General features: G+C 74.4%; 7 protein-coding genes. 4 read left to right on the top strand and 3 right to left on the bottom strand.

The window, feature by feature from the left end:
• Positions 1–91: 91 nt before the first annotated feature.
• The 3 genes from ACWGKU_RS25655 to ACWGKU_RS25645 all read right to left on the bottom strand — a co-directional run bounded on the left by ACWGKU_RS25655 (position 92) and on the right by ACWGKU_RS25645 (position 1,297).
• Positions 92–334 (bottom strand): hypothetical protein, encoded by a 243-nt coding sequence (locus ACWGKU_RS25655; protein WP_452178663.1) that lies wholly within the window; start codon positions 332–334, stop codon positions 92–94.
• 139 nt (positions 335–473) lie between these two features.
• Entirely contained in the window at positions 474–857 is a 384-nt protein-coding gene (locus tag ACWGKU_RS25650) for a hypothetical protein (RefSeq protein ID WP_401050729.1), read from the bottom strand.
• A gap of 134 nt (positions 858–991) precedes the next feature.
• Complete coding sequence (locus ACWGKU_RS25645) at positions 992–1,297, bottom strand: hypothetical protein (protein WP_401050727.1); 306 nt, start codon at positions 1,295–1,297, stop codon at positions 992–994.
• Positions 1,298–1,473: 176 nt separating this feature from the next.
• Between ACWGKU_RS25645 and ACWGKU_RS25640 the strand changes: the two genes are divergently transcribed.
• From ACWGKU_RS25640 to ACWGKU_RS25625, 4 genes are all read left to right on the top strand, one after another.
• The gene (locus tag ACWGKU_RS25640) at positions 1,474–1,812 is read left to right on the top strand and encodes a hypothetical protein (RefSeq protein ID WP_401050725.1); all 339 of its coding nucleotides are present in this window, start codon (positions 1,474–1,476) and stop codon (positions 1,810–1,812) included.
• A gap of 147 nt (positions 1,813–1,959) precedes the next feature.
• Positions 1,960–2,490: a GNAT family N-acetyltransferase gene (locus ACWGKU_RS25635; RefSeq protein ID WP_401050722.1), complete on the top strand. Its 531-nt coding sequence runs from the start codon at positions 1,960–1,962 to the stop codon at positions 2,488–2,490.
• Positions 2,487–3,197, top strand: a complete 711-nt coding sequence (locus ACWGKU_RS25630) for a phosphotransferase family protein (protein ID WP_401050719.1) — start codon at positions 2,487–2,489, stop codon at positions 3,195–3,197. Before ACWGKU_RS25635 ends, ACWGKU_RS25630 begins: the two co-directional genes overlap by 4 nt.
• A 110-nt stretch (positions 3,198–3,307) precedes the next feature.
• Positions 3,308–6,457: an AMP-binding protein gene (locus tag ACWGKU_RS25625; RefSeq protein WP_452191577.1), complete on the top strand. Its 3,150-nt coding sequence runs from the start codon at positions 3,308–3,310 to the stop codon at positions 6,455–6,457.
• Positions 6,458–6,570: the final 113 nt, after the last annotated feature.

Raw genomic sequence — 6,570 nt, 5'->3', positions numbered from 1 at the left:
CCCGCTCGGGTCACACCCGGGGGGCCCGGGTGACCGGTACGCCGTCCACCGGGGCCCACCCGTCCGGGACTCCCGGGAACCCAGTGGCGGATCAACTGCCGTCCGGGGCGCCGGTGAACCGGAGGACGCCGTCCTCGATCGGGTCGGAGAGCAGGACCTTCCTGTCGTGCCGGTAGTCCATGACCATCCGCCACCGGAAGTCCCGTCCCTGGCGCGGCATCGCATCCTTCGCGCGCCGGATGTAGCCCGACGGGAGCTCGTCGACGACGCCGTCCCCGGTCGCGTCGGCCGCACGGTCGACGGGCACGGCGACGGTCCGGCCAGTGGCATCCATGTGCTTCAGCAGCCGCACCAGGTAGGCGGCCGGTCTCGATGGTGTCCGTGACCACGGAGGCCCTGCCCTCGCGGAGCACCGTGACGAGGTCGCCGTCGGGCACCGCGCACAGCCGCTCGTGATGCCGTTCAACGGCCTGTCAGGGAGCCGTTTCTGCTGCTGCCGAGTTCTCGGCGGCCACACTCGCCCGCCACTCGTCAAGCAGCTGAAAGAACGCCTCCAGCGGCGGAACCGCACCAGCGTTCTGCTCGATGAACTTGTACCAGCTGAGGCTCAACGGCCAACCGCGCGTCCAGCACAGCCACTGCTGGAACGGGCCGGCCGGATCGAAATCGAACCGCTCGTCGACCCCGTGAATCCGCAGGGCAAGGCCGTACCCCGAGAAAAGCAGGCCCAGGTCGTCCAGCGAGCCGTTGCGCACGAACATGCCGGGCCGCTGCCGCACCTGTTCAAGGACGTCATAGATGTCCCGCCACTCATCGAACGGCTTGGGCTTCGGTCGGTCTCCAAGATCAGCTGACACCCGCCCACTCTACGCTGACGGGCCCGGACGAGTAATGACTTGTCGCACCGGAGAGGGAGATCACATGTCCGCTCACAGGTCGTCGGCGCGCCGGCGCGGGCCGGGCGACAGCTCCGGGGCCGCCGCGGGTCCGGTCAGCCCCGGAAGACCTGCCACGCCGTCGACGAGGCGTCCTCACGCGTCGCCCAGTGATTCAGCGGCAACGCCGGCAGGCCGGCCATCGAGGGGTCGCTCTCCAGCAGGTGCGCGGCATGGACCAGCCTGGGGCCGCCCTTCCACCAGCGCGGCTCGGTCGCCGAGAACGCCTGCCAGTCACCGTCCTCGTCGAGGTGGACACTCACGACGGGCTGCCCGCGACGCACACGCTTCGACACGAACATCGGCTCGTCCGGGCCGAGGGTGTACACCGGACCGCAGTCCTCGTGCGACTCGACGGTCACGACGTCCTCCTTGGCTGATCGGACCCCCATCACAGCACAGGTCCGCCCGGCCGCCTCGGTCGGGGGCGAGCTCCGGCGAGCGCAGCCACCCGGCCCCACCAGGTGACATCCGGTTCGACGGCCCGACTTGAGCGACGGGGTCGAGCCGCCCCGGCCGTGAGCCGTAGGGTTGCCGTGTGACGGATGAGCTGTTGTTCGATACGGCGCAGGCCGGCGGAGGCGGCGGGGCGGGCTGCCCGCGGTGCGAGGAGACGACAGAGCTCACCGTGTTCCGCGAGCGATATCGGCCCGTGCTCCGGGGCCGGGGTGTCGTGCGGTTCCTGGCGGCGGTGGTGCTCCTCGTCCTGGCCGCGAAACCGCTGCTCAGTGGGCACGCTGCGGGCGTGGTGCTGCTCGCCCTCGGCGTGCTCTCCGCCGTGTCGTGTGCGCGGGCCGTGGCACGGGCCCGGTCCGGTGGGCCGGTCGATGTCGTCTACTGCCACCATTGCACCGCCCGGTCCACGAGAACGCCGTGATGATCGAGGCGAACACGTGACGAGGCCACAGGCGTCGGCCGACTCGCGGGCTCCGAGGACCTGAGGACGCGGAGGACCGCGATCAACGCCGGTTGGCTCCGGAAAACCCGTTGGGCGCGGCAGTCCCACCAATGGTAAACATGTGACATGTTACAAGGCACTCACATCACCCTCCGGGCCCGTCACGACGCCGATCTCCCGGTGCTCCTGGCCGAGCTGTACGACGACGTGGCGACCCGCTCGCGGGCCGACTCCCGCCCCTGGCGGCCCATCCCCCCGGGCTCGGCGGACTCCCCGTACGTGGCCACCGGGCCGTCCGACGAGGCGGCGTGCTTCTCCGTGGTCGAGACGGCCTCCGGGGAGCTGGCCGGCGAGGCGCTGCTGTGGGGCATCGACGCCCACAACCGCAGCGCCCACGTGGGCCTCGCCCTGCTGCCGGGCCACCGGGGCCGCGGGCTCGCACCGGACGTCCTGCGGGTGCTCTGCGACTACGCCTTCCCGGTACTCGGCCTGCGCCGCCTGCAACTGGAGACGCTGGCGGACAACGCCCCGATGCTCCGGGCCGCCACCGGCGTCGGCTTCACCGTCGAGGGGCGGCTGCGCCAAGCCGCCTGGGCGTACGGGGAGTTCGTGGACCAGATGGTGCTCGGACTGCTGGCCGAGGAGTGGCGGGGGTGAGCGAGGGCCCGTCCGGGCTTCGGCCCCTCCCGCACGGCTGGACCAACCGCACCGCGGGCGACGGCACCGTCGTGGTGAAACGCTACGAAGGGCCGGACGCCGAGGAGCGGCGCCGGCGCGAGCACCGGCTGCTGACCCTGCTGCACGGGCTGCTGCCGGTTCCCCCGGTGCTCGGCACCGAGCCGGGCGCCATCACGCTCGGCCACCTGCCCGGAGTGCCCGCGCAGGACCTGCTGGACGCCGGGCACGGCGCGCAGGTCCTGGCCGCCTGCGGGCGGGTGCTGCGACGGCTCCAGGCCGTCGATCCCGGCATGGCCGGCGACGGTCCGGCGCGCCCGGGGTCGGTGCTGGTGCACGGGGACTTCGGGCCCAACAACCTGTTGCTGGACCCGGCGACCTTCGCCGTCACCGGCCTGCTGGACTGGGAGTTCGCCCATCTCGGCGAGCCGGTGGAGGACCTGGCCTGGTGCGAGTGGATCGTCCGCATGCACCACCCGGCCCGGGCGGGCGCCCTGCACCACCTCTTCGACGCCTACGGGCAGCCGGTGCCGCCCTGGCCGCGGCGCCGGGCCGCCATGCTCGCCCGGTGCGCCCGGCTGGAGGAGTTCTGCCGCCGGGGCGCCCCGGACGGGCCGGGGGTACGGCAGTGGCAGGAGCGCGGGCGCCTGACGGCGGGCTGGCCGGAGCAGCCGGGGCCGCCCGCCTGACTCCGGCGGGGCGGCGCTCCGGGCCCGCGCGCCAAGGGTCGTGACGAACTGTGAACGGATCTGGCGCCCGCCTTCACCGTTCCGATACGGTCTGGACCAATCAGCGGCCGATCTTCCTCCGGCATCGGTCCGCCGCGCTCCGAAAGCCCCCGGGAGTCGTCATCAGCGCCCAGCCCGTCCCCGTCCCGCTCACGCTTCCGGCGCTCCTGGACCACCGGGCCTCGCTCCATCCGGAACGCACCGCGCTGCTCGTGCCCGGCGGCGGGAGCCTCACCTACGGCCGGTGGCGCGAGCGGGCGGTGCGGGCCGCGCACGGGCTGGCCCGGGCGGGCGTGCGCCCCGGGGACACGGTGGCGCTGCTGTTCACCAACCGGGAGTGGGACGCGTACGCCGTGGCGTTCCTGGCCGCCCACTACGCGGGCGCGGCCGGGCTGGTGATCCGTGAGGACCTGGCCCCGGCCGATGTGGAGCGGCTCGTCGAGGCGGCCGGGGCGCGCTGGGCGGTCGCCGGGAACGGCCCGCGCACCACGCTGCCCACCTTCGCGCTCGACGGCCTCGACGCTCCGCTCGACGCCCCGGACGGCGCTCCGCTCGACCCACCGCTCGGCGCCCCGGACGGGATCGAGCCGCCGCACCGGGTCGCCCCCGGCGACCTGGCCCAGATCATCGGGACCTCCGGCACCACCGGCACCCCGAAGGGCGTCCGGGCCGCGCACGCGAGCCTGACCGCCGGTCTGGTCCTCAACCCCCGGCCCCGCCCGTACGCGCACTCACGGCACGCGGTGCACGCCTTTCCGATCGGCACCAACGCCGCCCAGGCGGTCCTGGTGAACGCGCTGACCGCGCAGCCCACGACGATCTGTCTGCCGCGCTTCGACGCGGAGGAATTCGGGCGGGTGGTCGAGGAGTTCGGCGCGGGCACGGTCTTCCTGGTGCCGTCGATGGCGGTGGAACTGCTGAACTCCGGAACAGCCGCGCGCCGGGACCTCGGCAGCGTCCTGCTGGTCGGTTCCACCGCCGCCGCGCTCCCGCCGGCCGTCGCCGCCGGGCTGAGCGCCGCTCTGCCGAAGGCGACGGTCGTCAACACCTACACCTCGGCCGAGGCCTCCCCCGCCCAGATCTCCGCGATCGTCGACCCCGGCCGCCCCGGCTCGGTGGGCCGCCCGACCGACCCGGCCGACCTGCGGATCCTGGACGAGGCCGGGGAGCCGGTGCCGCCCGGCGGGACCGGCGAGATCTGGCTGCGTCAGCCCGGGCCGCCGCGCGGATACGCCGGGGCGGCCTCCGACGGCGTCTTCCGCGACGGCTGGGTGCGCATGGGCGATCTCGGCAGGCTGGACGGGGACGGCTTCCTCCATCTGGTCGACCGGGAGAGCGACATCGTCAAGTCCGGTGCGCTGAAGGTCTCGACGCTGCGGATCGAGGCCGTGCTGCACGAGCACCCGCAGGTCGCCGACGCGGCCGCGCTCGGTCTGCCGCATCCGGTGATGGGCCAGGTGCCGGTCGCCGCGGTGGTCCCGCTGCCGGGCGGAATCGATCCGGACGGTCTGCGGCTGTTCCTGAGCGAGCGGCTCGCCAGGCCCGAACTGCCGGTGCGCATCCTGGTGTTGGACTCCCTGCCCCGCAACCCGAGCGGCAAGGTGGTCAAGCACGAGCTGCGGACCGCGTTCGACGAGCCCGCCCCGGTGACGGGAAGGGCCCCGGAGACGGAGCGGGAGATCGCCCTGGCCGGCCTGTGGCGGACGGTGCTGGGACGGCCGGTCCGGGCGGTGGAGGAGGAGTTCTTCGCCCTCGGCGGGGACTCGTTCCGCGCGGTCCAGCTGGCCGCCGCGATCTCCGCCGAGTTCGGCGTGGCGGCTCGCACGGCGCTGGTCTTCGAGCGCCCCTCGCTCCGCGCCCAGGCGGCCTGGCTGGAGCGGGCCGAAGCCTCGGCGGCCGGGACGGTGGAGCGGTCCGGGGCCGAGGTGTCGGACTTCCTCCGCTCGCTGCGCGCACAGCCGCACGACCTGCCGCTCACCTCCCAGCAGGAGAACTTCCTGCGCTGGATGGCCGAGGCCCCGGGCCGCAACGTCGGCGCGGTGGCGGTGATGTTCCGGGTGACGGAGGGCCTGCGGACGGACGTCCTGGCCGACGCCCTGCACGAGGCGATCCGCCGCCATCCCGCGCTGCGGACCAGGTTCGTCCCGGTGCCCGGTGCCGAACCGGGGGTGCTGCGGGCCGTCCTGGACGACGAACCGCACGCGGACGTGGTGCTGGTGGAGGCGCCCGGCGCGAGCGACGACGAGGTGTCGGCGCGGCTGGTCGCCGTGCGCGACCGGCTGACGGACGTCGCCGCGGGGCCGATGACCAGGCTGGCCGTGGTGAGCCGCGGGCCGCAGGACCACGTCGTCCTGCTGGCCGTCCACCACCTCGTCAGCGACGGCTGGTCGCTGGGCGTGCTCCTGCGCGAGCTGGGGGTGGCGTACTCGGCGCTGCGCCACGGGCGCCGGGTGCCGGCCGCCCGGCCCGGCCCGGAGTACCGCGAGCTGGCGGAGTGGTCGAACGCCCACTGGCCGGCGTCCCGGACGCACTTCGCGACGGCGCTCGCGGACGCGCCCGCCGCGATCGACCCCTTCCCGGGGCGCCACCACACCGAGGTGGTGCTGAGCGCCGCCCACGCGTTCACGGTGCCCCCGGAGGCGGCGGACGCGCTGCGGGCCAGGGCGGCGGAGCTGGGGGCCACGCCGTTCCTCGCGGTGGCGGCGGTCTGGAGCGGCCTGCTGGCCGCCCGCAGCGGACAGCCGGACCTCGTCCTCATGACGCCGGTGCCCGGCCGGACCAGACCGGAGGCGGAGCGGGCGGTCGGCTGCTTCGTGCAGTCGCTGCTGGTGCGGGTGGACGTGTCGGGCGCGCCGGGCTTCGCCGAACTGCTCGACCGGGTCCGGTCCGCCGCCACGGCCGCGCTCGACCACCAGCTCTACCCGTTCGCGGAGTTCAGCCCGCTGGTGCCGTTCGCGGCCTGGCTGAGGTACGAGAGCTGGAGTGCGCCGGCCCAGCTGCCGGGGGTGGCCTGCGCGGCCTGGGAGCTGCCCCGCAACGCCACCGTGCCGTACCCGCTGCCGGGCGGTGACCGGCACGTCCCGGAGCTGGCGGTCACCGAGCAGCCGGACGGCGCGCTGCGGTGCTGGCTGCGGTACAACGAGCACGCCTTCGAGGCGGCGACGGTGTCGGCGCTGGCCGACGACCTCGCCGCGGCGCTGGCCGGGGCGGCCGGTATCTGACACGAGGAAAGCGGGGGTGCGGCCATCACCGGCCGCACCCCCGGAACGCCCCCGGAGCGCCCTCGGGGCCCGGCTTCCACAGCTGTCTCTTATAAACATCTCAGAGCCCACGA

Source organism: Kitasatospora sp. NPDC054768 (assembly GCF_053612025.1).
The sequence above is the reverse complement of the archived record's forward strand: the minus strand, read 5'-3'. Positions and strand labels throughout refer to the sequence as shown.